Raw genomic sequence first — 26,955 nt, forward strand, 5'->3', positions numbered from 1 at the left:
AAAAACGGGAGATGCCTGCAGCTTTCGATACGCCTTGTTTTATTGGCTCACGGTCGACGGTTTTGACACTCTGTAGGCTGCTGGAACGATTACAAATACGCCACATCTGCGTGATATTGGCCTCACATACCGCGTGATCTGGCTTGAGGGCGTGTCAAATGACACCCTCCTGACGCGCGCTCGGGGACGCGGCGCCGCTTTGGTCCCGGTCATTTTGTACCATCCCGACAGGGCTGATTCTGTGGTGATCAACACTGTTCGAGATTGCACGAAGGCTCTTGCCAAAGGAGGCGTAAAACGCCATCGCAAAGGCGTATTTTTAGCTTGTGACAGGGACGGCCTGAGCGTGTGAGTGAGGCCCGTGTGAGTAAGGCCCGTGTGAGTGAGGCCCGTGTGAGTAAGGATAGGGCGATGACGCAAAAACCCGAGGCAAACCCGACCAAGGCCCGCAACGCCGATCCCGCCGCCGATCTGCGCGCCGATGCGCACCCGGATGTGGCCCAAACAGCCCCCTTTGCCCGACTTCAGCGCTGGGCCGAACATCCGCTTATCAAGCTGGGTTTGCCGTTGCTGGTGCTGGGTGTGGCGATTTTCGTGCTGCACAGGCTGGCGGGCGATGTCAGCCCGAAACGCGTCGTGGCCGATATTTCCGCGGCCAGTCCCAAGGCGCTGCTGCTTGCTCTGGGCGCGACCACGCTCAGCTATCTTGCGATTGCCTTTTACGATGTGATTTCGCTGGGCGCGGTTGCGCCGGGCATCGTGGCGGCGCGCGTGGCCTATCTGGTGGGCGGAGCGGGCTATGCAATCTCGAACTTGCTGGGCGTGTCTTATCTGACGGGCGGGGCAGTGCGGCTGCGCACCTATGTTGCCGCGGGCGTGCCGTTTCATCGCGCAGCCCTCGCGCTTGGCACTTCATGGAGCGGGTTTTGGACCGGGCTTGTCGCGCTGCTGGGCCTGTTGATGATGTTTCATCCCAAGGGCCTCTCGGCGGTGCTGCCGATTGCGCCGGGGCTTGAGGCTGCCAACGGCGTTGCGCTGATTGCGGGGCTAGGCGCGGTGATGGTGTTCTTGGGGCGGCGCGCGCGCCATGTGCGTTGGCGCGGGATCGAGGCGGATCTGCCGCGCGCCTCGACGGCCAGCCTGTTGATGCTGGCGGGTATGGCCGATCTGCTGTTTGCCTCACTTACGCTCTGGGTGCTGCTGCCGCCCGATCTGGGGGGCAATTTCGCCTATTTCTTCGTGATCTTCATGGCCGCGATTGGCCTTGGCATTGCCAGCCATTCGCCCGGCGGTTTGGGCGTGTTCGAGGCGACGGTGATCGCGGGCCTCGGGGCTGGCGCGCGCCCTGATTTGCTGGCGGCATTGGTGCTTTATCGCGTGGTGTACACGCTTTATCCGTTTGCAATCGCTACGCTGGGGCTGGCGGCGGGGTGGCTGTGGGCGCAGCGCCATCGCCTTGATCACGCCGCCGATCTGGCGCTTGCGATCATGGGGCCGTTGATCCCGCCTTTGGCGGCGGGCGTGGCACTGGTGTCGGGCGTTTTGTTGATGCTGTCGGGCTCGGTTCCGGCCGAGCATTCGCGCCTTGAATTGTTGCGCGATGTCTTGCCGCTGCCGGTGGTCGAATTCTCGCATCTCACCGCAAGTGTGACGGGGGTGATGCTGATCGTGCTGGCGCGCGGGCTGTTTCAACGGCTGACGCGCGCTTGGGTGATGGCGCTGATCTTGCTGGGCGTTGGCATGGTGACCTCGCTGGTGAAGGGGCTGGAATGGGGGCAGGCACTGACGATGGCGATTTCGGGCGCGCTGCTGATCCTGTTTCGCCAAGCCTTTTACCGGGTGCAGGACGCGTCGATCTTTCGCCTCGATCTGCGGTGGTTCGTGTCCGTCACAGCGTTGGTCGCAGCGATCACATGGATCGGGTTTTTCGCCTATAAACATGTCGAATATCGCGACGCATTATGGTGGCAATTCGCATGGAAAAGCGATGCCTCGCGGTTCTTGCGCGCGACGGTGGGGGCCTCGGTGGCGCTGGCGATCATCGCGCTGGGCTCGATCCTGAGTGCGCGCAAACGCCTGCGCATGCGCCAGCAAATCCCCCAAGCGGTGCGCGATATTCTGGCGCAATCAGATGATGCCGAGGCGCAATTGACCCTGATGGGCGACAAAGAGGTGCTGCTCGATCCCGAGAACCGCGCCTTTATCGCCTATGCCGATACCGGGCGGGCGCTGATTGCGCGTTCTGATCCCGTGGGCGAGGAGGAGGCCGCGATTTCGCTAATCTGGGCCTTGCGCGAAAAGGCCGATCGCAGCGGGCGGCTTTGCGCGTTTTATGGTGTCTCGCCGCGCTTTTTGCCCACTTTCCTCGATATGGGCCTGTCAATTGTGAAAATCGGTGAGACCGCGCGCATCGACCTTGAGACCTTCACGCTGGACGGCCCGAAGAAGAAAAACTTCCGCTACGCGCTGAGCAAAGGCCGGCGCGACGGATTCACGTTTGAGATCATTCCCGCCGCGCAGGTGCCCGCGCATCTCGACGCGCTGCGCGCCATCTCCGATGCGTGGCTGGCGCAAAAGCAGGGCGAAGAGAAAAGCTTTGCGCTGGGCGCGTTCACCGATGACTACATCGTCAATTTCGACTGCGCCGTCTTGCGAGACCCAGACGGCAAGATCGTGGCTTTTGCCAACCTTTTGATGGGCCATGGGCGCGAGCTGTGCATCGACTTGATGCGCTATGATGCGGGCTGTCCGGGCGATGGCATGAACCAGTTGTTCACCGAGTTGATCCTGTGGGCGCAGGCCAACGGGTTCAAATGGTTCCGCCTTGGCAATGCGCCGTTTTCGGGGATCGAGCGTCACCGCCTTGCCTCGGTCTGGAACCGGCTGGGCGGGTTTCTGTATGAACATGGCGAGCGGCTTTACAGATTTGAGGGGTTGCGCAGTTTCAAGGAAAAATGGGACCCGGTCTGGTCCCCGCATTATTTGGCGAGCCCCGGCGGGCTGGCCGTTCCGCGCGTGCTATATGAGGTCAATGTGCTGATTTCAGGGGGCGTGCGCGGATTGGTGCGCCGCGAGGGCAAGGAGAAGGGCTGATGATCCCCAATTTCAAGGACCACGCCGCCAATGAGCGCACCTTTCTGGCGTGGTTGCGCACCGCTATCGCCATCGTGGGGGTCGGCCTGACCGCGTCAAAGCTGACCGGGGCGCAGATGCCCGGTTGGTCGGATGTCGCGATGATCGGTTCGGGGGGCTTGGTGGTGGTGCTCGCTTTTTTGCGGATGCATCTTTTGCGCCGACGCATTGATGCCGAGGCCGAGCTGGACGGGCTGAGCCGGAATTGGCCCGATGTGGTGCTCGTGGCGTTGTTGATCGCGATTGTGGTGCTCACAGGGATATTCATTGCCCATGTCGCTTGAGGTCTTGAACTTGCCCGGCGACGCTGCATTTATGGCGCGAAATCAGGGAGGATAGGCGATGAAACTGCTACGTTTTGGCCCGAAAGGGGCGGAAAAACCGGGACTGCTGGATGATCAGGGCGTGATGCGCGACCTGTCGGGACAGGTGGCCGATATCGGTGGCGCGGTGCTGTCAGATGACGGGCTTGCCGCGATTGCCGCCCTTGATCCGAGCTCGCTGCCGGAGGTGGCCAAAGGCACGCGTCTGGGCACGCCGATTGCGGGCACAGGCAAGATGATCTGCATCGGGTTGAACTATGCCGATCACGCCGCCGAGTCGGGGTCGAAAGTGCCTGACGAGCCGCTGATTTTCATGAAAGCGACCTCTGCGATCCAAGGCCCCAACGACCCGATCGTGATTCCGCGCGGCGCTGAAACGCTGGATTGGGAAATCGAGCTGGGCATCGTCATTGGTACGGCGGCGAAATATGTCAGCGAGGCGGACGCGCTCGATTATGTCGCAGGTTTCGTGCTGGCCAATGATGTCTCTGAGCGCAGCTATCAAAAAGACCGCGCCGGGCAATGGACCAAAGGCAAAAGCTGCGACAGCTTTGGCCCGCTCGGGCCGTGGCTTGTGACGCGCGATCAGGTGGCCGATCCGCAAAACCTGTCGATGAAACTGAGCGTCAATGGCGCGGTGATGCAGGACGGCTCCACCGCGACAATGGTGTTTGGCGTGGCCAAGCTGGTGAGCTATCTGTCGCAATTCATGACGCTGCATCCGGGCGATGTGATTTCAACCGGCACTCCGCCCGGCGTCGCGATGGGCATGCCCACCCCGCGCTACCTGCGCCCCGGCGATATTGTCGAGCTGGAAATCGAAGGCCTTGGCCAGCAGCGCGCCGAGGTTGTCGCCGATACCTGATCTGGGTGGCGCAGATTAGTCCGATATGGGGCGCGGGAGGATCCTGCGCCCCGTTTTCATGGCTCAAACCAGCGGCGCAGGAGCGTGCAGTGAATGCGCGTGCCCGAGCAATTCGTTGATGACGCCATTGGGAAACCGCCGCTGCAAGGTGACGGCATAAGGCGCCTCGACGATCTCGAGATCAAACGGGGCCGAGGCCAGCAGCCCCTCGCGTAACTCATCGGCCAGCACGCCCGCGGGCGTGATCGCAAGCCCCGCATCCTCGCGCGCCAGCAGGCGCAAATGGGTGGCGCAGGTCCGGATCACACCCGAGGATCTGGCTTTTGCCAGACCGGTATCGATTGGCCCGATCTCATTGCAGAGCGGATCGGCCTTTGGGCATGGTGGGCATTTTGATACGGGGCAGGCGCTCTGGCCCTCGGCGGGCGGTTCGCCCTATGACTCGTGGCGCGCGTTTGCGCTGCGCGATTTGTCGCCGGGGCGGCATGGGCTGGCGGGGTTTTGCGGCTTTGTCGTGCGGCTTCCCAAGGATACGCGCGACCCGGTCGCCTTTGAGATGCTGGTGTTCGCGCTGGTATGGGAGGCCGCGTTGCTGCAACGCCATACCGCGCCGCTTGAGCCGGGACTCGATCTTCGGATTGATCTGGCGCAGCAAGAGGCCGCAGAGCGCGCCGTAGAGCGCGCGCCTGGCGCGGGTTCACCCCGCCCCCGCTGCGAAAACGCCCGCTGTTCAGGCCGCATTCTGCCTTGATTCCAGCGCGTAGCAATGCAGGGCCTGCGGCGGGCATGCGGGCGATGTGAATGCGCGGCTTTTGGCGGGCTGCGTGACACAGTGAGCGATACGCTACGCCTGTTTGACGATGGGCTCAGCGATGTTCCACAGGCGCGGCTGGCGCAGTTGGGGGGGGCGATGCCAGTTTGCGTGCCCGAGACAAAGCCGATCTCGCGCAGCCCCGAGGGCAGCGTCGCGCGATGCACCTGCGCAATCGATGTCGCCGCGATCAGGCGGGGCTCGAATGTCGTGAGGCGCTTGCGCCAGTTGGGTCCCCGTTACGCGATCAGGATGCGGCTGAATTGCTGGGGCGGCATGAAATGAACTCGCCCCGTGCCAGCCTGCGCGCGCCTTCGCCCTGGGCCCCTGCCGCCACACCCCCGGCAATCTGGCCGAACACGAACAACCGCGACAGGCGCCCTTGCGGTGAGGGCAGGGCGAGGGCGCATAAAGGTGGGCAAAACCGGCATGTTTGAAGCTCTCCAACGGCGTGAGGAGCGGCGTCTTGCACCTGTTGGAACGGATGCGCAGGATCGCGCCTCAAGGCTCAGTCGCGATGACTTCGTGGCGCGCGTCTCTGCGTTAGACGTGCTTGTCGCGCATGCGCAGCATCTCGCGTTCGATCGAGTCGATGGCGTCAGGCTCGCCCGCGCGGGCACGCGCAATTGCGCCTTCAATACGCGCCCATCCGGGGTGATCGTCGGCAATCAGATGGCCCCCCATATGCGCCGTCACAAGCGCATGGGCATAGACCGGGCGGTATTTGGCGCGCCGGATCGCCGCATCGCGCCAATTGCGCAGCCGTTTGTGATAGCCGATCCCAATCATGCGATTGGATTTAGGGGCGCGCGCGGGGTGTTCAACCGCGCGGGGTTTTGGGCGACTGCTTTAACGCCTCGGCAAGGGCGGAGCCGAATGCGCCCTGACTGGCGGGGGGCGCTTTTGGGGCGGGCGCGGATCGCGGCGTGTGTTTGGGTTTGGCCGTTTTCGGCGTATCCGAGGCCGGCGCAGCGCCCCCGTCCTTGCGCATGCTCAGACCGATCCGCTTGCGCGCCACATCGACCTCGGTGACGCGCACGCGCACCACATCGCCCGCCTTGACCACCTCATGGGGGTCTTTGACGAAACGATCCGCAAGCTGGCTGACATGCACCAGGCCATCCTGATGCACGCCGATATCGACGAAAGCCCCGAAGGCCGCGACATTGGTCACGGTGCCTTCCAGCGACATGCCGGGCTTGAGATCGGTGATCGCGTCGATGCCTTCGGCGAAGGTGGCGGTCTTAAAGCTTGGGCGTGGATCACGGCCCGGTTTCTCCAGCTCGCTCAGGATGTCGCGCACGGTGGGCAGGCCGAAGGTGTCATCGACGAACTGCTCGGCGCGCAAGCCCGACAGCGCGGCTTCATCGCCCATAATCGCGCGAATGTCGCGCCCGCAGGCCTGCACGATCTTGCGTGCCACACCGTAAGCCTCGGGGTGGACAGAGGAGGCATCAAGCGGCTCGCTCCCGTCATTGATGCGCAGGAAACCGGCGCATTGCTGGAACGCTTTGGGCCCGAGACCCGCCACCTTGAGCAGCGCCTTGCGGCTGGCAAACGCCCCGTTGGCGTCGCGATGGGCCACGATAGCTTGCGCCAGCGATGGCCCGAGACCTGCGATATGGGACAGCAGCGGCGCGGAGGCCATGTTGAGATCGACGCCCACCGCGTTCACCGCATCCTCGACCACAGCGGCGAGCGATTGTTCCAGGCGGCGCTGATCGACGTCATGCTGATACTGCCCGACCCCGATGGCTTGGGGTTCGATCTTGACCAGCTCTGCCAGCGGGTCTTGCAGGCGGCGCGCAATCGACACCGCCCCGCGTAGCGACACGTCGATATCAGGAAATTCCTGCGAAGCGAGTTCGGAGGCCGAATAGACCGACGCTCCGGCCTCGGACACGATCACTGGCGTCGGGCGCGTCACCCCGGCGGGCAGGTGTTTAAGCACTTCACCCACCAAACGCTCGGATTCGCGGCTTGCCGTGCCATTGCCAATCGCGATCAGCGCCACGCCATGCTTGGCGATCAGGTGTTTCAGCGTCTCTTCCGATCCGCGCAGATCGTTGCGCGGTTGGAACGGGTAGATCGTGGCGGTTTCGAGCAGCTTGCCTGTCTCATCGACCACCGCAATCTTGCAGCCCGTGCGGATGCCCGGATCAAGGCCCAGCGTCGCGCGCGCGCCCGCAGGTGCAGCCAGCAGCAGATCACGCAGGTTGCGCGCGAAAACGTCGATCGCCGCGTCATGGGCGCGCTTGCGCAGATCGGCCATCAGCTCGATGAACATCGACAGGCTGAGCTTGACCTTCCACGCCCAAGTCGCGGCGTCGCGCAGCCAGAGATCGCCGGGGGCCTGACCGGGAATGCCGATCTCGGCGGCGATGATATCAAGGATGCGGGGCAGGCAGGTTTCGGGATCGGGGCCGATATCGACGCTCACGATTTCCTCTTTCGAGGCGCGCAGGATGGCAAGCGCGCGATGCGAAGGGATCGTGGCCCATTTCTCGCTATGATCGAAATAATCCGAGAATTTCGCGCCGGCCTCTTCCTTGCCCTTGATGACGCGGGCGGTGATCAGCGCGTCTTGCTGCAAGACCTGGCGCAAACGGCCAAGCAGTTTGGCGTTTTCGCCAAGCTCTTCGACCAGAATGTCGCGCGCGCCGTTCAACGCGTCTTTTTCAGTGGCGACTGCCTCGCTCAGATAGCCGCTTGCCAGCAGTTTTGGCTCGGCGTGCCGATCCGCCAGAATAGCGCGCAGCAGCGGCTCGAGCCCGTTTTCGCGTGCGATCATCGCCTTGGTGCGCCGCTTGGGTTTGAAGGGCAGATACAGATCCTCAAGCACCGCCTTGGTGTCCGCCTGCGCAATCGCGCGCGCCAGATCGTCGGTCAGCTTGCCCTGCGAGGTGATCTCGCCAAGGATGCTGGCGCGGCGCTTTTCCAACTCGCGCAGATAGTCCAGCCGCTCGGCCAATTGGCGCAGTTGCGTGTCGTCCAAGCCGCCGGTCGCCTCTTTGCGATAGCGCGCCACGAAGGGCACGGTGTCGCCGCCATCCAGCAACGCGACCGTCGCGGTGACCTGCTCGGGGCGGGCGCCAATGTCACTGGCGATGGTGCGGGCGATGCGGTCTGTGACGGCGGTCATTTGGGGCTCCCTGCGATTATCGAAGGGCCGTGATAGCGCCGCAAACCGGGGCCGCCAAGCCCCGCAGTCGCGTCCGGTCAAAAAGCTGCTCATTCGTGGGGCAGGAGGAGAGCGCGGTGCTCAATCCGAAACACGGGCCGCGCATGTCCGCGCGGCCCGCATTGTCTTAATCGCGCAGGCTGCCTTCTTCGTCGCTGCGCGCTTTCATGCGATCACGCAGGATTCGGCCAAAGAAGATCGGCGCGAGGAAGCCAAGGATTGCGATGATCCACAGCCCGATCGCCAGCGGGCTGCCCACCAGCACCCACCAATCGCCGTTGGATATCTGCACCGCGCGGCGCAGATTGCTTTCCATCGGGTTGCCCAGCAGGATCCCGAGGATCACCGGCACCAGCGGCACGTCGAACTTGCGCAACACCCAGCCGACCACGCCAAAGCCGATCATCACCATCAGATCAAAGCTCGACCCCGAGATGCCGTAAATCCCGACGAAACTGACCATCGCAACGATCGGCATCAAGATCCGCGGCGGGATCAGCAGCAGGCGGGTGAACACCCCGACCATCGGAATGTTGAGCAACAGCAGCATGAAGTTGGCGATGAACAGCGCCGCGATCAGCCCCCAGACCACATCGGGGTTTTGCGTGAACAGCAGCGGCCCCGGCGTGATGTTGAGGCTCAGCAGCACTGCCAGCAGCACCGCTGTGGTGCCCGATCCCGGCACGCCAAGGGCCAGCATCGGCACCAGCGCGCCGCCAGCAGCCGCGTTATTGCCCGCCTCAGGCGCGGCCACACCGCGTGGATCGCCCGTGCCGAATGTGCCTTCGCGATCCACCAGCCGCTTTTCCATCGAGTAGGAAATAAACGATCCCAGCGAGGCGCCAGCGCCCGGCAAGACGCCGGCCAGAAAGCCAAGCCCCGAGGCGCGCAGCATCGTCGGGAAGCAGCTTTTCACCATCGCCCAAGGCGGGGTGATGCGCCCAATCTCGACCTTGCGCCCCGCCGCATCGGATTCGCCGTGGCGGTGTTCGAGAAAGACGAAGACCTCGGACAGCGCAAACAGCCCGACAATCGCGACAAGGAAATCGATCCCGTCGTATAGATGCACCTCGCCAAAGGTCATGCGCGGCACGCCGGTCTGCGTATCCACCCCGATCATCGCCAGACCTAGCCCCAAAGCGGCGGCGAACGCGGCTTTGGCCTGATTGGACGAACTCACCCCGCCCAGCGTCATGAAGGCCAGCGCGAACAGTGCGAAATACTCAGCCGGACCGAACAGCAGCGCGATCTTGACCAGCTGCGGGGCGAGCAGGATCAGCCCCCAAGTCGCCAGAAACGCGCCCACGAAAGAGGCGATCCCCGAAATCGACAGCGCCTCGCCGGCCATGCCTTTTTGCGCCATCGGATAGCCATCAAGACAGGTCATCATCGCAGGCTCGTCGCCGGGAATATTGAGTAGGATCGAACTGATCCGCCCGCCATACATCGCGCCGTAATAAACGCTCGTCAGCAAGATCATCGAGGGCGTCGGGCCAAGACCCAGCGTGAAGGCCAGCGGGATCAGAATCGCGACGCCATTAGAGGGGCCAAGACCGGGCAGCGCGCCCATGATCGTGCCCAGCAGGCAGCCAATCAGCGCCAGGCCGATATTTTGCCACGTCATAGCAACATCAAATCCGTGGGCAAGTTGAGCAAGGGTATCCATCGCGCGTTCCCTTCAGAAGTCGAACGGGCCACGGGCCAGCGACAGCCCGAGGATCAGGTGAAAGACGATATAAATCCCGACCGAAATCGAGACGCCCGCGATGACCGAAGACAGCAGCCCCGACCCCAGACGCCAGCTCAGATAGGCGGCGGCAAAGGCGGTGGCGAACACGAAACCGATCTCGGGCAGGACTTGGGCATAGAGCATCAGCACGATCACAGCCGCGCCGATTTCAACCAGACGACCCAGGGGCGGCCAGACCGGTTCGTGATCAGGGCGCTGCTCAATATAGGCCGAGGCCCCGCCAAAGATCGCGGCAACGATATAGGGAAATGCCTTGGGGCCAACGGTATCGCTCAGGAAGCTTTCCTGAATTTGACTGGCGGCGTAGGCGTAAAAGATGGCCAAAGCCAAGCCAAAGGCGCCGAAAAACCGGTCGCTCATAAAACCCTCCAATGGTGTCAAAGTGAGGCGGCGCGCTGGTAATCCAGCGCGCAAAACGATGCTCTGGGGCGGTAAAATTTTCGCCGCCCCAGAAGATCTGTGATTACTTCAGTATGCCGATCTCTTTCGAGATGTCCTGAATTTGCTGCACGGAATTGGCGACGAATTTCTGAAAATCGGCACCTTGCAGATCCAGCGGTGCAAGGCCGTTGGCCTCCATCACTTTCTTCCACTCGGGCGAAGCATAGACAGCCGCGATCTCTTTGGTCCAGTAATCATAGGCCGCATCCGACATTTTGCCCGGAGCGTAGAAGCCACGCCAGTTCGCGCCGACAGCGTCGATACCCTGCTCTTTGGCCGTCGGGATATCGGCAAACTCACCGCCCAGACGCTCGGGGGCCAGCACGGCCAGAACGCGCACATCGCCCGACTGAATGAAGCCCTTGGTTTCCGACAGATCGCCGGTAAAGGCCTGCACCGAACCTGCCAGCAATTGCGTGATCGCCTCGCCGCCGCCGTCAAAGGCGACATATTTGACCTTGCGCACATCGGTGATTCCATCGGCCTTGGCCGCGATCAGAACCTTGAGGTGATCCCAGCCACCAACAGCCGACCCACCCGCAAACGCGACCGAGGTCGGGTCCGCCTTCACCGCGTTCAGCAGATCGGGCAGGGTCTTGTAGGGGCTGTCCTTGTCCACCGCGATCACACCGTAATCGGCGCCAATCGAGGCCAGCCAGCGCACCTGAGACATGTTGTTGCCCGGATAAGCGCCCTGCGCCAAACGGGTTGCGGTGGCCGAGCTGGCCGCCACGATCAGATCATTGTCGCTGTCGCGTTTGTTCACGACCTCGGCGAATGCCACGCCACCGCCGCCACCGGCAAGGTTGGACACTTGCATCGTTTGTTTGATCAGGCCGAGGTCCTGCATCGTTTTGCCGACCTGACGGCAGGTGAAGTCCCAGCCGCCGCCGGGATTGGCCGGCGCGATACATTCGGGGTTTTCGGCCGTGAAATCAGCGGCCATTGCCGGGGCTGCAAAGCCAGCGACAGCCAAAGCAGCCGTTGCAAACGCAAGGCGGGTTGCCTTGAAGATCATGTGAAGTCCTCCAGTCATCATTGCGGGCAGTTGTCGCGGGCCCGATCCGCATTCCCCGATCGCACCGCACTTTGCGGTCTCCTCGCGATCAGTTAGAACGGACGTTACGCGGCCAAGCTGTCAACAACCTGTCACCCGGCGCCGCGCCCCGAACGAGGAGAGATCAAGCGATGCGCGTGTTGATCGTCGAAGATGCGCAAGACATGGCCGAGGCGGTGCGCACGCATCTGCATCGTGCCGGCATGACTTGCGATGTGGCCAATGATTGCGCGCGCGCCGAGGATTGTCTGGCGGTGACGCGCTATGATGCGATTGTGCTGGATATCCATCTGCCCGATCGCCCCGGAACCGCGCTGTTGCGCGATTTGCGCGCGCGCGGTGAACGCATGCCGGTCTTGATGCTGACGGCGTTGTTTTCGGTCGATGATCGGGTGTCTGCGCTGGATCTGGGCGCGGATGACTACTTGGTGAAACCTTTCGATCACCGCGAGTTGGAGGCGCGTTTGCGTGCCCTGATCCGGCGCGGTGCCGACACCAAAAGCGAAGAGATCACGCTGGGGCAACTGGCATGGAACCCCGCAACGCTGAGCGCGCGCCTTGATGACACGCCCCTTGCACTGACCCGGCGCGAGACGGTTTTGCTGGGTCTGTTGATGCGCAATAGCGACCGGATCATGAGCAAGGAAAATCTGTATGAGGGGCTGTTTTCCTTTGCCGATGTCGATGTCGGTTTGAATGCGATTGAACTTTATGTGGCGCGGCTGCGCAAAAAGCTGGCGGGCTCGCATGTGGTGATCGAAACCCATCGGGGCTTGGGCTATCGGATGCAGATTGATGGCTAGGTCCGCCGCGATCGAGGGCGCGACTGCCTCGCTCAAACGCCGCGTTATCATCGGTGTTTTGGCGCTGTTGCTGGTGGGGGGCGCGGTCGCGGCGCTGGCGGCATTCGGGTATGGCCGGGCGGCGGCACGCGAAAGCTATGATCGGCTGCTTTTGGGCGCGGCCAATGACATTGCCGAGGCGATCTCGATTCAAAATGGCGCGCCGGTGGTGGATCTGCCGGTGGCGGCGTTCCAACTGCTGGCCCTCGCGCCCGATGATCGGATTTATTACTCGGTGCGCGGGCCGGGCGGAGAGGTGCTGACCGGGGCGACCGGCGCGCTGCCAAACCCGACCCCGACCGACAGCCCCAGTTTTTTCGATGCCAGCATGGCCGATGAGCGCGCGCGTTTTGTCACGCTGTCGCGCCGCTTTGCCGAGCGCAGTTTTTCCGGCACTGTGTCGGTTACGGTGGGCCAGACCCTGCGCGCGCGCACCGAAATGGCGCTTGGGCTGACCCGCGATGCGTTGATTGCCGCCGCGATTGGGGGGATTGCGCTGCTGGCGGCGGCGGTGTGGGTGATTGAGCGCGCGATGCGTCCGCTGCGCCACATTGCCGATCAGCTCGCTGGGCGCGACCCGCATGATCTGACGCCGATGGACGCGGCGGTGCCTGCCGAGGTGGCGGTGATGGTGGGCGCGATGAACCGCTTTATGGCGCGTCTTGATCGTCAAGTGGCCGCGATGCGTAACCTGATTTCGGACACCGCCCATCAACTGCGCACTCCGGTGGCAGCGCTGCGGGTGCAGGCCGAACTGGCGAGTGCCGAGGAAGATGACGCAAGGCGCGATCTGATCCTGACCCGTCTGCAACGGCGCACCCGGTCTTTGGGGGAGTTGCTGGATCAGATGCTGTCGCGTGCGCTGGTCATTCACCGCACCGATGCGGCGCGCCGGGTGTCGCTGGATCTGCGCGATGTCGCGCTGGATGTCATTGAGAGCCGCGATCATGAGCTGGTCGCGCCCAACCGCGATGTGGTGCTGGAGATCGGCGAAGCGGCGGTGATGGTGATGGCGGACACGCTTTCGCTAAGCGAAGCGTTGCGCAATCTGCTGGGAAATGCGCTGAAACACGGGGCAGGGCGGGTGCGTGTCGGGGCGAGCCGAGAGGGCACGCGCGCCTGCCTGTGGGTCGAAGATTCCGGCCCCGGCCCCAGCGCGGCTGTGCTTGAACGCATCGGAGAGCGGTTTGAGAAAACCGCCGCCTCTGTGGGCCAAAGCGCAGGGCTGGGCCTGTCGATTGCGCGCGCGGTCGCGCAGGCGTTTGGCGGTGAATTGTTGTTGGGCGCCACCGCGCAGGGCTTTCGCGCAACGATTTCCTTGCCCGCGCAAGAGGAGCAAATATGACCCGTCTCATGATGCTGGTGATTGCGTTGATCTCGGCGGCGGCGCCCGCGCTTGCCCAGCAAGACGGCCCCGAGGCGCGCGCCCGGTTTGGCCCTGCGGATGGGCCCGCGATGGTGTTGCGCTCGACCACCGATATTGCCGTGCTGGGGCCGACGCTCATGGATTTCACCGCCCGCAATCCCGGCATTGCGGTGAACTATGAGCAATGGGGATCGAACGCGCTTTATAAAATCAGCCAGCGCGATTGTGAGGCGGGACACAGCCGCGCCGATGCGGTGCTGTCCTCGGCGGTGCATCAGATGGTCGATCTGGTCAATCGCGGCTGTGCGGGGTCGTATCGCTCGCCTGCCAGTACCGCCTTGCCCGCCGCGCGGCGCTGGCGCGATCAGCTTTGGGGCGTCACGCAAGAACCCGCCGTGATCATCTACAACACCCATCTCGTGCCCCCCCAAGACGTGCCCCACACCCGGTTTGCGCTGCTTGATCTGATGCGGCGCGCCGAGGCGCGCTATCAGGGCAAGATCGCGACCTATGAGATAGAGGCCTCGGGCCTTGGCTATCTGTTTGCCTTTGAGGACAGCCTTGAGGCCAGCACTTTTGGCGCCTTGATGGAGGGGTTCAGCCGGGCGGGCGCGGTGGCGACCTGCTGCTCGGCCGAGATCATCAAGGGCGTCTCAAAAGGCGAATATGCGATCGCTTACAATGTGTTGGGGTCTTATGTGAATGCACGTCGCGACCCGAATGTCGGGGTGGTCTGGCCGCAGGACTACACCTTGATCCTGTCGCGCGGCTACATGATTCCCAAGAGCGCCGAGCAGGTCGACTCCGCTCAGAAATTGTTGGATTTTCTGCTGTCCGCGCGCGGCCAAGAGGACCTGCGCGCAGCGGGTCTTTTGGTCAGCGGCGAGCCTGAAGACAGCGCCACCCCCGCCAGCGCCCTGCACACAATCGCGATTTCTCCGGTTCTGCTGGTGGCACTGGATCGCCAGAAACGCGCGCAGTTCATCGCGCGTTGGCGCGCCGCGTTCGGGCGCTGATCCCACGCGCGAGGCCGCTAGCGTTTGGGTGCGCGGCGATGCGTGGTGTTCGGGCGACCCGGCAGGTTCAGTGCCGCATCCCCGCGCGCGCTGCGGGCAATCACCTTGCCCTTTGAGATCACCGCCAGCCGGGCAGGGCGCAGCCGCACGGCCTCGACCGGGTTGGCTGCATCCAGCACCACCAGCGAGGCCAGCGCCCCTTTGTGCAGCCCGTAATCGGGCAGGCCGATGATCTGCGCATTGCTCTGGGTCACCATCGTGAAGCAGCGCGCCATCTCATCGGGGTGGCTCATCTGCGCGACATGCAGCCCCATGAACGCCACATCCAGCATGTCCGCCGTGCCAAGGCTATACCACGGGTCGAGCACGCAATCCTGCCCCCAGCCCACGGGAATGCCCATCGCCTGCATTTCCTTGACGCGCGTCAGCCCGCGGCGTTTTGGAAAGCTGTCATGGCGCCCTTGCAGCATGATGTTGATCAGCGGGTTGGGGATGGCGGCAATCCCAGCCTCGGCGATCAGGGGCAGTAGCTTCGAGACATAGTAATTGTCCATCGAATGCATCGAGGTCAGATGGCTGCCCACCACCCGGCCTTGCAGCCCCAGACGCTGGGTCTCATAGGCGAGCGTCTCAATATGGCGGCTCATCGGATCGTCGGTTTCATCGCAGTGAATATCGACGCGCAAACCGCGATCCGCCGCGATCTCGCACAGATCGCGCAGGCTGTCCGCGCCCGCCTGCATGGTGCGCTCGAAATGGGGAATGCCGCCGACCACCTCGACCCCCATATCCAGCGCGCGGATCAGGTTTTCACGCCCGTTCGGGGCGCGATACAGCCCGTCCTGCGGGAAGGCGACCAGTTGCAGGTCGATATAGCCGCGCACCTTTTCACGCACCTCCAGCATCGCGGTTACGGTGTTGAGGTGATCAGGCGTGGTATCGACATGGCTGCGGATCGCGAGCAGCCCCATCGAGGCCGCCCAGTCGCAATAGTGCAGCGCGCGCTGCACCATCTCATCCACGGTGGTCAGATCGCGCAGCTCGCCCCAAAGCGAAATCCCCTCCAGCAAGGTGCCCGAAGCGTTCACCCGGGGCAGCCCGTAGCTGAGCGTGGCGTCAAGGTGGAAATGAGGATCGACAAAGGGCGGGGCGACCAGATCGCCCGCAGCCTCGATCACCTCGTGGGCCTCGGCGGCAATTCTGGGCGCGATCTCGACGATGCGATCGCCCTTGATCGCGATATCGGCCACGCGCCCGTCGGGCAACGTGCCGCCCTTGACCAGTAGATCGAACATCAGCGTTCCCCTTTGTTGAATGTCACCATCAGCGCAGCAGGCACCTCGGCACGCCGCGACATCACCACCAGCGCGAGGATCGACAGGATATAGGGCATCATCAGGAATAGCTGATAAGGCACCACCGCGCCGATCGGAGTTTGTTGTAGCCGGATTTGCAGCGCATCAAACGCGGCAAACAGCACCGCCCCCAGCAGCGCCTTGCCCGGCTTCCATGCGCCAAACACCACCAGCGCGATGCAGATCCAGCCCCGCCCGTTGACCATATCGAAAAAGAAGCTGTCAAAGGCCGAAAGGGTCAGGAAGGCCCCGCCCACCGCCATGAACCCCGATCCCACGATCACCGCGCCCATGCGGATGGCGGTGACCGACAAGCCTTGGGCCGCGACCGCCTGCGGGTTCTCGCCAGCCGCGCGTACCGCCAGCCCCAGCGGCGTGCGGTAAAGCACCAGCGCCACCACGATCACCAGCAAAAATGCGGCATAGGTCAGCGGGGTCTGGGCAAAAAACGCCGGGCCAAGCAGCGGGATTTGCGACAGGATCGGCACCTCAAACGGCTGGAAGGCCGTGATCTTGGGGGGCGAGGAGACCTCGGGGAGCACCACGCGATAGGTGTAAAAGGTCAGCGAGGTCGCCAGCAGCGTCACCCCAATCCCCACAACATGCTGCGAAAGCCCGAACGGCACCGAAAGTGTGGCGTGCAACAGCCCAAAGGCCATGCCCGCCGCGAATGCCACCGCAACCCCGCCCCACAAAGGCAGCCCGGCCCAGACCGCGATCCAGCCCGCGAAGGCCCCCGCCACCATGATCCCCTCAATGCCAAGGTTGAGAACACCGGCGCGCTCGCAGATCAGTTCTCCCAACGTGGCGAAAATCAACGGCGAGGCGATGCGGATCGCCGCGGCCCAAAACGCGGCTGAGGTCAGGATGTCGATCAGATCCATCAGTCCCTCACCACGCGGAATTTGCTTAGCAAGATCGCCAGAACCATCATCAAAAGGGCCGAGGCCAGCATGATATCGGCCAGATAGCTGGGCACACCAAGCGCGCGGCTCATCGCATCCGCCCCGACAAAAATCGCGGCCACGAATAGCGCCGCGACCACCACCCCAAGCGGGTGCAACAGCGCCAGCATCGCCACCACGATCCCGGTATAGCCATAGCCCGGACTGAGATCGAGCGTGAGCGAGCCCTTCAGCCCTGCCACCTCGGAGAACCCTGCCAGCGCGGCCAACCCGCCCGACAGCAGCGCGGTTTTGAGGATCACGCGCGTCACCGGAATGCCCGCAAAGCGCGCGGCTTCGGCGTTTTGCCCCACGGCGCGCATCTCAAATCCCAGCGTGGTGCGGGTGTTGATCACCCACAGCACCAGCGCCGAAACCAGCGCCAGCACAAACCCCCAATGCAGTCGCAAACCCTCGATGATGCGGGGCAGGCGGGCCTCGGAGATCAGACGCGCCGATTTCGGCCAGCCCATCCCCATCGGGTCTTTCAGCGGCCCTTCGAGCAGGTAGGACACGAACAGCAAAAAGATGAAGTTGAACAACAGCGTGGTGACGACCTCATCGACGCCAAAGCGGGTTTTCAGCAGCGCCGGGATCAGCAACAGCAGCGCGCCCGCGAGCATCGACGCCACACCGATCACCACCAGCAGCGGCAGGCTGGGCCAGTGCAGCGCCCCGGTGCCCAGCATCACCGTCACCACTGCGCCCGCGTAAAGCTGCGCCTCCGCCCCGATATTCCACAGCCGCGCGCGAAAGGCGACGGCCACGGCCAGCCCGGTAAAGATCAGCGGTGTCGCGCGGTTAAGCGTTTCGAGCAGCGCAAATTTGCTGCCCGCCGCGCCTTTGAGGATCGCGCCAAACACTGCAAACGGATTGCCCCCCGCGATCAGCGCCAGCAGGCTGGCCACCAGAAAACTGCCCGCAATCGCCAGCGCGGGTGGGGCAAGACGGCGCATAAGGCCGGGATTGGCGATCGGTTCAAGACGCATGGGCCACCTCGGCAAAGCCATCGCCCGCCATCCAACGCCCCAGCGCCTCGGGGGCCATCGTGCCGCGCGCGAAAGCGGGGCTGAGGCGGCCTTGCGAGATCACATGGATCACATCCGACAGCGTCATGATCTCATCGAGATCCTCGGAGATCAGCAGCACCGCCGCGCCCTGTTCGCGCGCCTCGGCCAAGCGGGTATGCACATAGTTGAGCGCGCCGATATCAAGGCCGCGCACGGGTTGGTTGGCCAAAATGATGCGCGGTCTGGTCTCCAACACGCGGCCCAAGATCAGCTTTTGCATATTGCCCCCCGAGAGCAGGCGAATGGCGGTGTCAGGGCCGGGGCATCGCACGTCATAGGTCTGGATCAAGGCCTCGGCATGCGCGCGCGCGGCAGCCCAGTCCAGCCAGCCATGGCGGGCAAAGTCGCTGGCATAGGTTTCCAGAACGGCATTCTCGGTCAGATCGAAATCGGCGATTGTGCCAGTGTGGTGGCGATCTTCGGGAATGCGCCCGATCCTGCGGGCAAGGGCGCGGCGCGGCGACCAGTCGGTGATCGCTTCGCCCGCAATTTCCAACTGACCCGAGCTGGGCATCGCCAGCCCCGAAATCAGGTCTGACAGCGCGCCCTGACCATTGCCAGACACGCCTGCAAGCCCGGTGATCTGCCCGCCATGCAGCGTCAGCGTCACCGATTGCAACCCCGGCGCGTGGCCCTCGCCCTTGCTGGAAACGCGGCTTAGACGCATCAGCGCGGGGCCGGGGGGCATTGGGGCGATCTTGGGCGACGAAACCGCGCCGCCCACCATCAGCGCGGCCAGTTCCTCGTGCGAGGTGTCAGCGGTCGCGCGCTCGGCCACAAGGCGACCATGACGCAGCACCAGAACGCGATGCGAAATCGCCATCACCTCATGCAGCTTATGCGAGATGAACACGACCGACAGCCCCAGCCCGATTGCCTCGCGCAGGGTGGCAAACAGCGCGTCACTTTCCTGCGGGGTCAGGACGGCGGTCGGCTCATCCAGAATCAGGATGCGCGCGTCGCGATAGAGCGCCTTCAGGATCTCGACGCGCTGGCGTTCGCCCACCGAAAGCTGGCCGACCTTGGCATCGGGATCGACGGCGAGATGAAAGCGTTTTGACAGATCGGCAATCCGGGCCTTGGCCGCGCGGGCGCGCAGGCGCGGGGCTGTCAGCGCCTGCGTTCCCAGCACGATATTTTCCCACACCGTCAGATTGCCCGCGAGCGTGAAATGCTGATGCACCATCCCCACGCCCGCATCGAGGGCTGCGCGCGGATTGCCCGGCGCGAGGCGCTGGCCAAACACCTCAACCTCGCCCGCATCCGCGCTATATTGGCCAAAGAGGATGTTCATCAGCGTGGTTTTGCCCGCGCCGTTTTCGCCCAGCAGCGCGATCACCTCGCCACGGCCCAGCGAAAAGCTGACATCGTCATTGGCGCACAAAGCCCCAAAGCGTTTGGTGATATTGCTAAGGCGCAGCACGGGTTGCTGCGCCTGATCGCTCGCGGTCATGTTCAGGCGGACTTGGGTTCGGCGTCGTTGATTTCAACGGTGAACGTACCGTCCTTGATCGCCGCGGTTTGCGCAGTGACCTTATCGAGTGCCGCTTGCGGGATCTTGCCTTCAAACGTGCCGAACGGGGCCAGCGAACAACCGCCCTCTTTCATAAAGGAATACATGCCGTAATCGGCGGCGCTGAAACTGCCCGCGCGGATTTGCTCAATCGCGTGATCCAAGGTTGGCTCGAAATGCCACAGCGCCGAGGCGACGACCGTATCGGGATAATCGGTCTGGGTGTCGATAACATTTCCAATGGCCAAAACGCCCTTTTCCTTGGCCGCGTCGGATACGCCAAAGCGTTCCGCATACATCATATCCGCACCGTTCTCGATCATCGCATAGGCGGTTTCCTTGGCCTTGGGCGGATCGAACCAAGACCCGATGAAGGCGACCTGAAAGGTGATATTCGGGTTCATCTCGCGCGCGCCCGCCATGAAGGCATGCATCAGACGGTTCACCTCGGGGATCGGAAAGCCGCCGACCATCCCGATATTGCCCGCTTTCGACATCGCTCCGGCAATGATTCCAGACAGATACGAGGCGTCTTGAATGTAGTTGTCAAACACCGACAGATTGCCGATTGCCGGGTCTGGTTTGAACGATGAGCCCAGCAGGAAGGCCACATCGGGATAGTCGGCTGCGACCTCGCGGGCCTCTTGCTCGACGCCGAAAATTTCGCCCACGATCAGGTCATAGCCGCCCTCGGCGTATTCGCGCATGACGCGTGGGTAATCGGTATTGGCGGTGTTTTCGGAATAGGTGTAGCTGACATCGCCGCGATCTTGCGCGGCCAAGGCGGCAAGGTGGATGCGGCTGACCCATTGCTGCTCGACCGGGACGGTGTAGATGCCCGCCACTTTCAGCGGCTTGGCATCTTGCGCAAAACCGCGCCCCGGCATCGCCCCGTAAAGCGCGGCTCCGGCAAGGCTTGTTTGAAGAAATGTGCGGCGCGAGGGGGCATTGAAGCGGGTCTTGGCAGCCATGACTCAGGTCTCCTGTTTCGGGTATTCACGCAGTATTGCAGAGATTTGATCAAGTGGTGAAACTTTTTGGTCTGCGACGTCAATCGCGCGCGGCGCAAGCGTGGTGGCCGGACCCGAAATTCTGGCGGCGTGCCCCCTTATGGATCGTCTTGCGTAAATTTTATGCACGCGGACACGAAGGCGAAAAGCGATCTCTTCGCGCGTGCTGAGCATTATGTCGCGCTCACATGGTGTCACAAACGCTTGATTGCGCTGGAAACCGGCTCTATCAATCGGGCATGGGACGTAATGCGACAGCCGCCTGCACGCAAAGCACAAAGCCGGATGGTGATGTGATCGGCCCGCATTTGCGGGGTCGGTTTGCGCGTTTGCGCCGCACGCTTTGGGTGCACGTTTTCGCGCTGTTTGCGATGTGCGTTCAGGTGCTGTTTTACGCCGATCACATCGGTGCTGCCGCAGCCGCCGAGATGGGGCGTGCCCCCGCAGGAGCGCGCCTGGGCCTTTTGCAGATCTGTACCGGCGAGGGCATCATTCTGATGACGCCCGATGGGCGCACCGTGCCCAATGCGCCCGCCCATCCCGGCCATGACGGGGGGCAATGTTCGGTTTGCACCAGCGCCAGTGTGTGCGGTTTTGATGCCCCTCCCGCGATGGCGATGCCGATTTTTCAAGCGCAGTTGATCGTGCCCGCGCGGGTGGTTTTGCCCGCACCCCCGGCGCGAATTCTGCTTGCACGCACCCTTCGACCGATCCGCGCGCCCCCAATCCTGTGACGCGATCCCTTCGCGATGGCCCTCTGCGCGCGTGAAAACGCCGCGATCGGGCCCGCGCGACTCTTGCCCATTTTGACTATTTTCGTGTCGCCGGCCTGTCGCCGAGCGCGCCTTAAGTTCACAGGATAACACCATGAAACGTCGTGACTTTCTGATCACTACCTCTACCGGGATGCTGCTGGCCGCCACCCAAAGCGCAAATGCGGAAATGACGATGCCGCAATCGCCGATGGCTTGGACCGATGAGAACGGGCTCGCCCGGTTTCTGAAAACCGACACCGACCCGCTGACCAATGAGTTCGAGAAATATCCCCGCTGCCCCTATTGCGGGATGATGCGCAAGATGTTCAGCCAGACCCGCCACCTGATCGTCTATGAAGACGACGCGGTGGATGGCACGTGCTCGCTGCATTGCGCGGCGATCAGCTTGGCGCTGAACCTCGATCGCATGCCGAAGGTGATCTATGCAGGCGACGCCGGGGCCGCAGGCGAGGTCAAGCCGCTCGTCGATAGCGCCGCGATGACCTATGTGATCGACCCCGCCCGACCCGGCACGATGACGGCCGTGTCGAAATACGCCTATGCCGATAAGGCGCAGGCCGAGGCCGCCGCTGGCCCCGATGCCAAGCTGGCCGATTTCGATACCGCGCTGGTGGATGCCTATAACGGCATGGCGCAGGACACGATCCGCATTCGCAAACGCCGTGCCGAGCGGCGCGCGCGCGCGGGTAACTAAGCCCTGATGCGCGCCCGGTATCGCGCCGGGCGCGCGCAAGCCTCCTTTGCTGAAAGGACATCTCATGTGTCAGTCCTGCGATGAAACCCGGCCCTCGCGCCGCGCCGTTTTGGGCCAGTTTGCCGCGATCACTGCGGCGCTGGGTCTGGGAGTTGTGCCTGCGCGCGCGGATGCGCCGCTGGTCGATCTGCCCCCTCCCGGGCCGCAAGATACCTGCCCGGTCTGCGGCATGTTCGTGGCGAAATACCCCGAATGGATCACCACGGTGCTGTTTGCCGATGGCCATGCCGATCATTTCGACGGCCCCAAGGATTTCTTCAAATACTTGCAGGATATGGGGAAATACGCCCGTGGACGTACCGCCGATCAGATTGTTGGCATGGGCGTGACCGAATATTACGGACTTAAGCTGATCGACGCGCATGACGCGATCTACGTGCTTGGATCGGATGTGCTTGGCCCGATGGGGCATGAGCTGATCCCGCTGATGAACCGGGCCGATGCCGATGATTTCACCAAGGATCACAAGGGCAAGAAAGAGGTCGCGTTCGGCGATGTGACGCCCGATATGCTTGTGGTGCTCGACGCGGGCGGGGCGATATGAACATGCCGCGCCGCCGCTCTGGCCCGGTCTTTGTTGGCTTTGGTGTGCTCGGCGCGGCGCTGCTGTTCGAGCTGTATTTCGTCGCTTTCGCGGGCCCCGCGACCCGCGCGCGCCTTGATCGCGAAGCCGGGTTGGTGGCCGATCTTGGCTTGACGGACATCGCGCTGTTTACCGAAGCGCGCTACACCCGCCACCCGTCGCTGGCCGATCTCAACACCCCGTTTCAGGACCATCCGATGGCCTTTGACCACTTCCCATCGGGCTCAATCATGCCCGTGCCCCGGCTGCCCGGCGAGGGCTGGCTAATCTTTCAACCCAAGGAGCGCGGCCAATGATGACCTGGGCCCGACGCCAGCGCGCGCTGGCCGATTATACGCTGGCCGCCCTGTCGCGCCGCAAGGGTAAGAATATCGCGCTGGTTGCGATCTTTTCGCTGGTGGTATTCGCGCTGTCCTCGGCGATGTTTTTCGCCGCCGCCTTGCGCCATGAAACGACGGTTGTGCTGCGCGATGCGCCTGAAATCGTTGTGCAAAAGCTGATCATGGGGCGTCAGGATCTGATCCCCGGCGATGTGGTGGAAACGATCGCGGGGTTTCGCGGCGTGACCTCGGCCAAGGGGCGGCTGTGGGGCTATTATTACGACCGCATTAACGGCGCGAATTACACCGTTATGGTGCCCGACGATCCCGCGCTGATCCCGCCCGTGGGCTATGTCGCGGTGGGCGAGGGCGTGCCGCGTGCGCGTGGTCTGGCATGGGAGGGCGCGCCGCTGTTCCTGTCGCGCTATGAGGGCGATCTGAAACGCTTTGACGTGGATCGCACCTTCAGTCGCGACTCGGCGCTGATGACGGCGGATCTGGTGTTGATGAACCCGCAAGATTTCCGTGCGTTTTTTGACATTCCCGAAGGGCTGTACACCGATGTGGTCGCCACCGTGCGCAACCAGAATGAGGTCGCGACTATCGTGACCAAAGCCTCTAACGCCTCGCCGCAAATGCGCTTTGTCACCCGCGCCGATATCGAACGCACCTATCAAAAGCTGTTCGACTGGCGCGAGGGGCTGCTGGTGGTGCTGGCGGGCGCGGGGCTGCTGGCCTTCGCAATTTTCGCGGCTGAAAAGGCGTCGGGCCTGTCGGCGGAAGAGGCGCGCGAGATCGGCATTTTGAAAGCCGTGGGCTGGGACACGCGCGACGTGATTGCGATGAAGATGTGGGAGGGCGGGCTGGTCTCGCTGGGCGCATTCCTGATCGGCACGGTCGCGGGGTTTGCGCATGTGTTCTTGTTCGATGGCGTGCTGTTCGCGCCCGTGCTGCGTGGCTGGGCGGTGATTTATCCTGATTTCGCGCTGGCTCCGCATATCGACGGGGTGCAACTGATGACGCTGGCCTTGCTGACGGTCGTGCCCTACATGGCCGCGACCGTGGTGCCGGTCTGGCGCACTGCCTCGGGTGATCCCGATGCGGTCATGCGATAGGAGCGGCAAGATGATTACCCTGAACGCGGTTACCAAACTGTATAATGAGGGCCGACCCAATGAATTCGCGGCCCTGCAAGAGATCGACCTGACGCTGGCGCGCGGCGCGATGAGCGTGCTGCGCGGGCCTTCGGGGTCGGGAAAGACCACGCTTTTGTCGATCCTCGCCTGCATGGCGCGCCCGACCTCGGGGCGGGTCAGCATCGATGGCGAGCTGGTGTCGGGGCTGCCGGAACGCTTTTTGACCGAGCTGCGGCGCACCACATTCGGCTTTGTGTTTCAACGCTTTAACCTTGTGCGCGGATTGACGGCGCTGGAAAACGTGATGCTGCCCACGGTGCCGCTTGGCGCGGATTACGGCCAGACGCGCGACAAGGCAATGGCGCGGCTTGAGGCGCTGGGGCTGGCCGATAAGGCCGCCATGCCGATTGAACACCTGTCGGGCGGCGAGGCGCAGCGCACCGCGATTGCGCGCGCGTTGATTAACGACCCGCCGATCCTGATTGCCGATGAGCCGACCGCCAATCTCGACACGGCCTTGGCCGAGAAATTTCTCGCCATCCTCGCCGAAGAACGCGCAGCCGGACGCACCGTTATTCTCACCAGCCACGACCCGCGCATCTGGGAGGCCGAGGGCGTAGACCGCATTGTCACCCTGCGTGACGGGCGCATCGTCGAGGGTGAATTGGCTGAGGGCGTTTTGGGTGAGGATGTCGCATGATCTTTCAGCCTCCGATCCTCGCGCTGCTGATGGTGGCGGCTTTGGCGGCGCTGGTTGCGCTCTGGAGTGGGGCCTTCGCGATCCGCGTGCTCGCGCGCTGGGACATGGCCAATATGAGCCGCGCGCAGCTCCGCATGGAACGCATGGCCGAGCTGGTCTCGACCCTGTTTGGCGCGGTGATGCTGGCGGAACTCGCGGCGCTATTGCTGTTCGTGTTCAATTCCGACCGGATGGCCTCGCTGTTTGTAGGCGCGATGTGTGCGGTGGGCACGCTGAATGTGAACGCTTACGGCTTTCCCGCGCTTTATCTGAAGATCGGGGTGTTTTTCGCCGCAACGCTCTGGCTGATTTTGGATCACGCCGATCGGTTGGGGCGGGATTTTCCGCTGACAAAAGTGAAATACGCAGCCCTTCTGGCGATTGCGCCGCTGATCCTTGCCGATGGCGCGACCGAGCTGGCCTATTTCCTCAACCTGCATACCGATGTGATCACGTCCTGCTGCACCAAACTGTTCACGCCCAATAATCCGGGGCTGGCCAATCACATGGCTTCGATCGGTGAGGGCACGGCACTGGTCTGGCTGAGCGTCATCGCGCTGGCGGTGGCGGGCAGCGGGGCCTATGTGATGCTGCGCAAGCGGGGCTATTGGATCTATGCGCTGGCTTCGGGGGCGCTGTTTGTGGCGGGGTTGACTGCGATTGTCGCGACGATTTCGCTCTATATCTATGAAGATCCGAACCACCATTGCCCGTTCTGCATCCTCAAGCCGGAATACGGGTATTTCGGCTACGTCCTTTATGTGCCGCTGTTCTTCGCAACAGCGATGGGGCTGGGGGCGGGACTATTGCAGCCCTTCGCAAACATCCCAAGCCTCAAGGGCAAGTTGCCCGGCCTGATCGCGCGCCAAGTGGTCTGGTCGATGATCGGCTTTGCGCTGTTCGGGCTGGCGGTGATCTGGGCGATTGCACGCTCGCATCTGATCCTGTTCGGCTAAGGATCAGCGCGCCGGCAGCGGCCCGCCCATATCCAGCCCCGTGGGCATAGCGCCCGCGCGCGCCGTCTCGATGCGTGCCCAAAGGGCGGGGTCGGCCTCATCTGCGGGCCAAACGCCGGTCAGCGCATAGGCAAAACGCGCCGAATGGCGGGCCTCGCGTTCGATCTTGTCGATGAAATCCGCGCCGTAATCTGTGATCAAATCCTCTAGCGGACCCGCAGAAAGCATCACCACCTGCCAGATCGTCTTGCACCCCGCGAGCGCCTGACGGATGAACGCCCAAAGCACATCCGGATGCTCGCGCAGCTCGAACACGCACAGCACCGACCACGGGAAATCCTCGCCCTCGGGTTCATCGCGGTTATCGGCCAGCCACAGCGCCACAAGCGCCTCGACCGAATGCACATCTTCGGGCGCATCGGCGGCCTTGCACAGCACGGAAACCAGTTCGAGGGGCAGAGGTGTCACTGCATCATCTCCTTGGTGGCTGACAATGTGACGCCCTCGTAATCACGCGCCACGCGGTCGATGTCCCATTGCAGACGAGTGAGGAACACCACGTCTCCATCGTGATCATAACTAATATGCTGCTTGTTGGCATTCACCAGTTTCTCAACTGCCGCCTTATCGCCCTGCACCCAACGCGCAGAGGTGAATTGGCTGGCTTCAAAACGCACGGGGATGCCGTATTCCAGCTCGATCCGGCTGGCCAGTACCTCGAATTGCAGCGCGCCGACGACGCCCACGATAAAGCCAGAACCAATCGCGGGTTTGAACACCTTGGCCGCGCCTTCCTCGGCAAATTGCATCAGCGCCTTTTCCAGATGCTTGCCCTTCATCGGGTCGGTTGCGCGCACCGATTGCAGCAATTCGGGCGCGAAGCTGGGGATGCCGGTGAAATGCAGCACCTCGCCCTCGGTCAGCGCGTCGCCAATGCGTAGCTGGCCGTGGTTGGGAATGCCCATGATGTCGCCGCCCCAAGCCTCTTCGGCCAGCTCGCGGTCGGCGGCCAGAA

At 63.1% G+C, this 26,955-nt stretch carries 26 protein-coding genes and 1 pseudogene; 14 read left to right on the forward strand and 13 right to left on the reverse strand.

Translation table 11 applies throughout. From position 1 onward, the window contains the following. Window positions 1–411 precede the first annotated feature (411 nt). The 3 genes from mprF to QZ571_RS13085 are packed head-to-tail and all read left to right on the forward strand — an operon-like array spanning window position 412 to window position 4,320. Entirely contained in the window at window positions 412–3,093 is a 2,682-nt protein-coding gene (mprF, locus tag QZ571_RS13075) for a bifunctional lysylphosphatidylglycerol flippase/synthetase MprF (RefSeq protein WP_295535562.1), read from the forward strand. After that, window positions 3,093–3,416 carry a DUF202 domain-containing protein gene (locus QZ571_RS13080; RefSeq protein WP_295535565.1) on the forward strand — a complete coding sequence of 108 codons (324 nt, stop codon included), beginning with the start codon at window positions 3,093–3,095 and terminating at the stop codon, window positions 3,414–3,416. Before mprF ends, QZ571_RS13080 begins: the two co-directional genes overlap by 1 nt. 58 nt (window positions 3,417–3,474) lie before the next feature. Next, on the forward strand, window positions 3,475–4,320 hold the full coding sequence (locus tag QZ571_RS13085) for a fumarylacetoacetate hydrolase family protein (RefSeq protein ID WP_295535569.1): 846 nt from the start codon (window positions 3,475–3,477) through the stop codon (window positions 4,318–4,320). Window positions 4,321–4,383: 63 nt separating this feature from the next. Here QZ571_RS13085 and QZ571_RS13090 read toward each other — a convergent pair whose 3' ends face one another. Next, window positions 4,384–4,626 (reverse strand): hypothetical protein, encoded by a 243-nt coding sequence (locus QZ571_RS13090; RefSeq protein WP_295535571.1) that lies wholly within the window; start codon window positions 4,624–4,626, stop codon window positions 4,384–4,386. Between QZ571_RS13090 and QZ571_RS13095 the strand changes: the two genes are divergently transcribed. After that, complete coding sequence (locus QZ571_RS13095; protein WP_295535573.1) at window positions 4,607–5,071, forward strand: hypothetical protein; 465 nt, start codon at window positions 4,607–4,609, stop codon at window positions 5,069–5,071. The genes QZ571_RS13090 and QZ571_RS13095 overlap by 20 nt on opposite strands. Window positions 5,072–5,674: 603 nt before the next feature. On the opposite strand, the gene QZ571_RS13105 is transcribed toward QZ571_RS13095, so the two are convergent. The 5 genes from QZ571_RS13105 to QZ571_RS13125 form a co-directional block, all read right to left on the reverse strand. Continuing rightward, a complete protein-coding gene (locus QZ571_RS13105; RefSeq protein WP_295535579.1) occupies window positions 5,675–5,920 on the reverse strand; it encodes a hypothetical protein in 246 nt (81 codons plus the stop codon). Between the two features lie 31 nt (window positions 5,921–5,951). Next, complete coding sequence (locus QZ571_RS13110) at window positions 5,952–8,273, reverse strand: Tex family protein (protein WP_295535582.1); 2,322 nt, start codon at window positions 8,271–8,273, stop codon at window positions 5,952–5,954. A gap of 166 nt (window positions 8,274–8,439) precedes the next feature. Continuing rightward, a complete protein-coding gene (locus QZ571_RS13115; RefSeq protein WP_295535584.1) occupies window positions 8,440–9,978 on the reverse strand; it encodes a tripartite tricarboxylate transporter permease in 1,539 nt (512 codons plus the stop codon). 12 nt (window positions 9,979–9,990) lie between these two features. Next, complete coding sequence (locus QZ571_RS13120) at window positions 9,991–10,422, reverse strand: tripartite tricarboxylate transporter TctB family protein (RefSeq protein ID WP_295535585.1); 432 nt, start codon at window positions 10,420–10,422, stop codon at window positions 9,991–9,993. Window positions 10,423–10,525: 103 nt separating this feature from the next. Further along, window positions 10,526–11,521 carry a tripartite tricarboxylate transporter substrate-binding protein gene (locus QZ571_RS13125; protein WP_295535587.1) on the reverse strand — a complete coding sequence of 332 codons (996 nt, stop codon included), beginning with the start codon at window positions 11,519–11,521 and terminating at the stop codon, window positions 10,526–10,528. A 170-nt stretch (window positions 11,522–11,691) separates the two neighbouring features. On the opposite strand from QZ571_RS13125, the gene QZ571_RS13130 reads away from it, so the two are divergent. From QZ571_RS13130 to QZ571_RS13140, 3 genes are read left to right on the forward strand one after another with little or no spacing between them, the layout of a single operon-like run. After that, a complete protein-coding gene (locus tag QZ571_RS13130) occupies window positions 11,692–12,363 on the forward strand; it encodes a response regulator transcription factor (protein ID WP_295535589.1) in 672 nt (223 codons plus the stop codon). After that, a complete protein-coding gene (locus QZ571_RS13135) occupies window positions 12,356–13,747 on the forward strand; it encodes a sensor histidine kinase (RefSeq protein ID WP_295535592.1) in 1,392 nt (463 codons plus the stop codon). The genes QZ571_RS13130 and QZ571_RS13135 overlap by 8 nt, the downstream gene beginning before the upstream one ends. Then, on the forward strand, window positions 13,744–14,784 hold the full coding sequence (locus QZ571_RS13140) for an ABC transporter substrate-binding protein (RefSeq protein ID WP_295535595.1): 1,041 nt from the start codon (window positions 13,744–13,746) through the stop codon (window positions 14,782–14,784). The genes QZ571_RS13135 and QZ571_RS13140 overlap by 4 nt, the downstream gene beginning before the upstream one ends. Before the next feature lie 17 nt (window positions 14,785–14,801). Here QZ571_RS13140 and QZ571_RS13145 read toward each other — a convergent pair whose 3' ends face one another. The 5 genes from QZ571_RS13145 to QZ571_RS13165 are packed head-to-tail and all read right to left on the reverse strand — an operon-like array spanning window position 14,802 to window position 20,637. Continuing rightward, window positions 14,802–16,079, reverse strand: coding sequence for an amidohydrolase family protein (locus QZ571_RS13145; RefSeq protein WP_295535598.1), 1,278 nt, complete (start codon window positions 16,077–16,079; stop codon window positions 14,802–14,804). After that, window positions 16,079–17,023: an ABC transporter permease gene (locus QZ571_RS13150; protein ID WP_295535599.1), complete on the reverse strand. Its 945-nt coding sequence runs from the start codon at window positions 17,021–17,023 to the stop codon at window positions 16,079–16,081. Before QZ571_RS13150 ends, QZ571_RS13145 begins: the two co-directional genes overlap by 1 nt. After that, a complete protein-coding gene (locus QZ571_RS13155) occupies window positions 17,023–18,072 on the reverse strand; it encodes an ABC transporter permease (RefSeq protein ID WP_295535602.1) in 1,050 nt (349 codons plus the stop codon). Before QZ571_RS13155 ends, QZ571_RS13150 begins: the two co-directional genes overlap by 1 nt. Continuing rightward, window positions 18,062–19,606, reverse strand: coding sequence for an ABC transporter ATP-binding protein (locus QZ571_RS13160; protein ID WP_295535605.1), 1,545 nt, complete (start codon window positions 19,604–19,606; stop codon window positions 18,062–18,064). Before QZ571_RS13160 ends, QZ571_RS13155 begins: the two co-directional genes overlap by 11 nt. A gap of 2 nt (window positions 19,607–19,608) precedes the next feature. Continuing rightward, window positions 19,609–20,637: a BMP family protein gene (locus QZ571_RS13165; protein ID WP_295535607.1), complete on the reverse strand. Its 1,029-nt coding sequence runs from the start codon at window positions 20,635–20,637 to the stop codon at window positions 19,609–19,611. A 227-nt stretch (window positions 20,638–20,864) separates the two neighbouring features. Here QZ571_RS13165 and QZ571_RS13170 point away from each other — a divergent pair, with 227 nt between their 5' ends. From QZ571_RS13170 to QZ571_RS13200, 7 genes are all read left to right on the forward strand, one after another. Next, the gene (locus tag QZ571_RS13170) at window positions 20,865–21,410 is read left to right on the forward strand and encodes a hypothetical protein (protein WP_295535610.1); all 546 of its coding nucleotides are present in this window, start codon (window positions 20,865–20,867) and stop codon (window positions 21,408–21,410) included. A gap of 133 nt (window positions 21,411–21,543) precedes the next feature. Continuing rightward, complete coding sequence (locus tag QZ571_RS13175) at window positions 21,544–22,146, forward strand: nitrous oxide reductase accessory protein NosL (protein ID WP_295535612.1); 603 nt, start codon at window positions 21,544–21,546, stop codon at window positions 22,144–22,146. A 64-nt stretch (window positions 22,147–22,210) separates the two neighbouring features. Continuing rightward, window positions 22,211–22,750 carry a nitrous oxide reductase accessory protein NosL gene (locus tag QZ571_RS13180; RefSeq protein WP_295535615.1) on the forward strand — a complete coding sequence of 180 codons (540 nt, stop codon included), beginning with the start codon at window positions 22,211–22,213 and terminating at the stop codon, window positions 22,748–22,750. Beyond that, on the forward strand, window positions 22,747–23,085 hold the full coding sequence (locus QZ571_RS13185; protein ID WP_295535617.1) for a hypothetical protein: 339 nt from the start codon (window positions 22,747–22,749) through the stop codon (window positions 23,083–23,085). Before QZ571_RS13180 ends, QZ571_RS13185 begins: the two co-directional genes overlap by 4 nt. Further along, window positions 23,082–24,224 carry an FtsX-like permease family protein gene (locus QZ571_RS13190; protein ID WP_295535620.1) on the forward strand — a complete coding sequence of 381 codons (1,143 nt, stop codon included), beginning with the start codon at window positions 23,082–23,084 and terminating at the stop codon, window positions 24,222–24,224. Before QZ571_RS13185 ends, QZ571_RS13190 begins: the two co-directional genes overlap by 4 nt. Before the next feature lie 10 nt (window positions 24,225–24,234). Next, window positions 24,235–24,945, forward strand: a complete 711-nt coding sequence (locus QZ571_RS13195; RefSeq protein WP_295535623.1) for an ABC transporter ATP-binding protein — start codon at window positions 24,235–24,237, stop codon at window positions 24,943–24,945. Continuing rightward, window positions 24,942–25,940 (forward strand): hypothetical protein, encoded by a 999-nt coding sequence (locus QZ571_RS13200; RefSeq protein ID WP_295535626.1) that lies wholly within the window; start codon window positions 24,942–24,944, stop codon window positions 25,938–25,940. The genes QZ571_RS13195 and QZ571_RS13200 overlap by 4 nt, the downstream gene beginning before the upstream one ends. A 3-nt stretch (window positions 25,941–25,943) precedes the next feature. Here the strand turns inward: QZ571_RS13200 and QZ571_RS13205 are convergent, their stop codons facing one another. Next, window positions 25,944–26,408, reverse strand: coding sequence for a DUF6869 domain-containing protein (locus QZ571_RS13205; protein WP_295535628.1), 465 nt, complete (start codon window positions 26,406–26,408; stop codon window positions 25,944–25,946). After that, a pseudogene (gene prfC, locus QZ571_RS13210) lies at window positions 26,405–26,955 on the reverse strand (peptide chain release factor 3); the annotation flags it as partial. The gene QZ571_RS13205 and the pseudogene prfC, both read right to left, overlap by 4 nt.

Origin of the sequence: uncultured Thioclava sp., from assembly GCF_913064665.1 — a bacterium.
GTDB lineage: Bacteria > Pseudomonadota > Alphaproteobacteria > Rhodobacterales > Rhodobacteraceae > Thioclava > Thioclava arctica.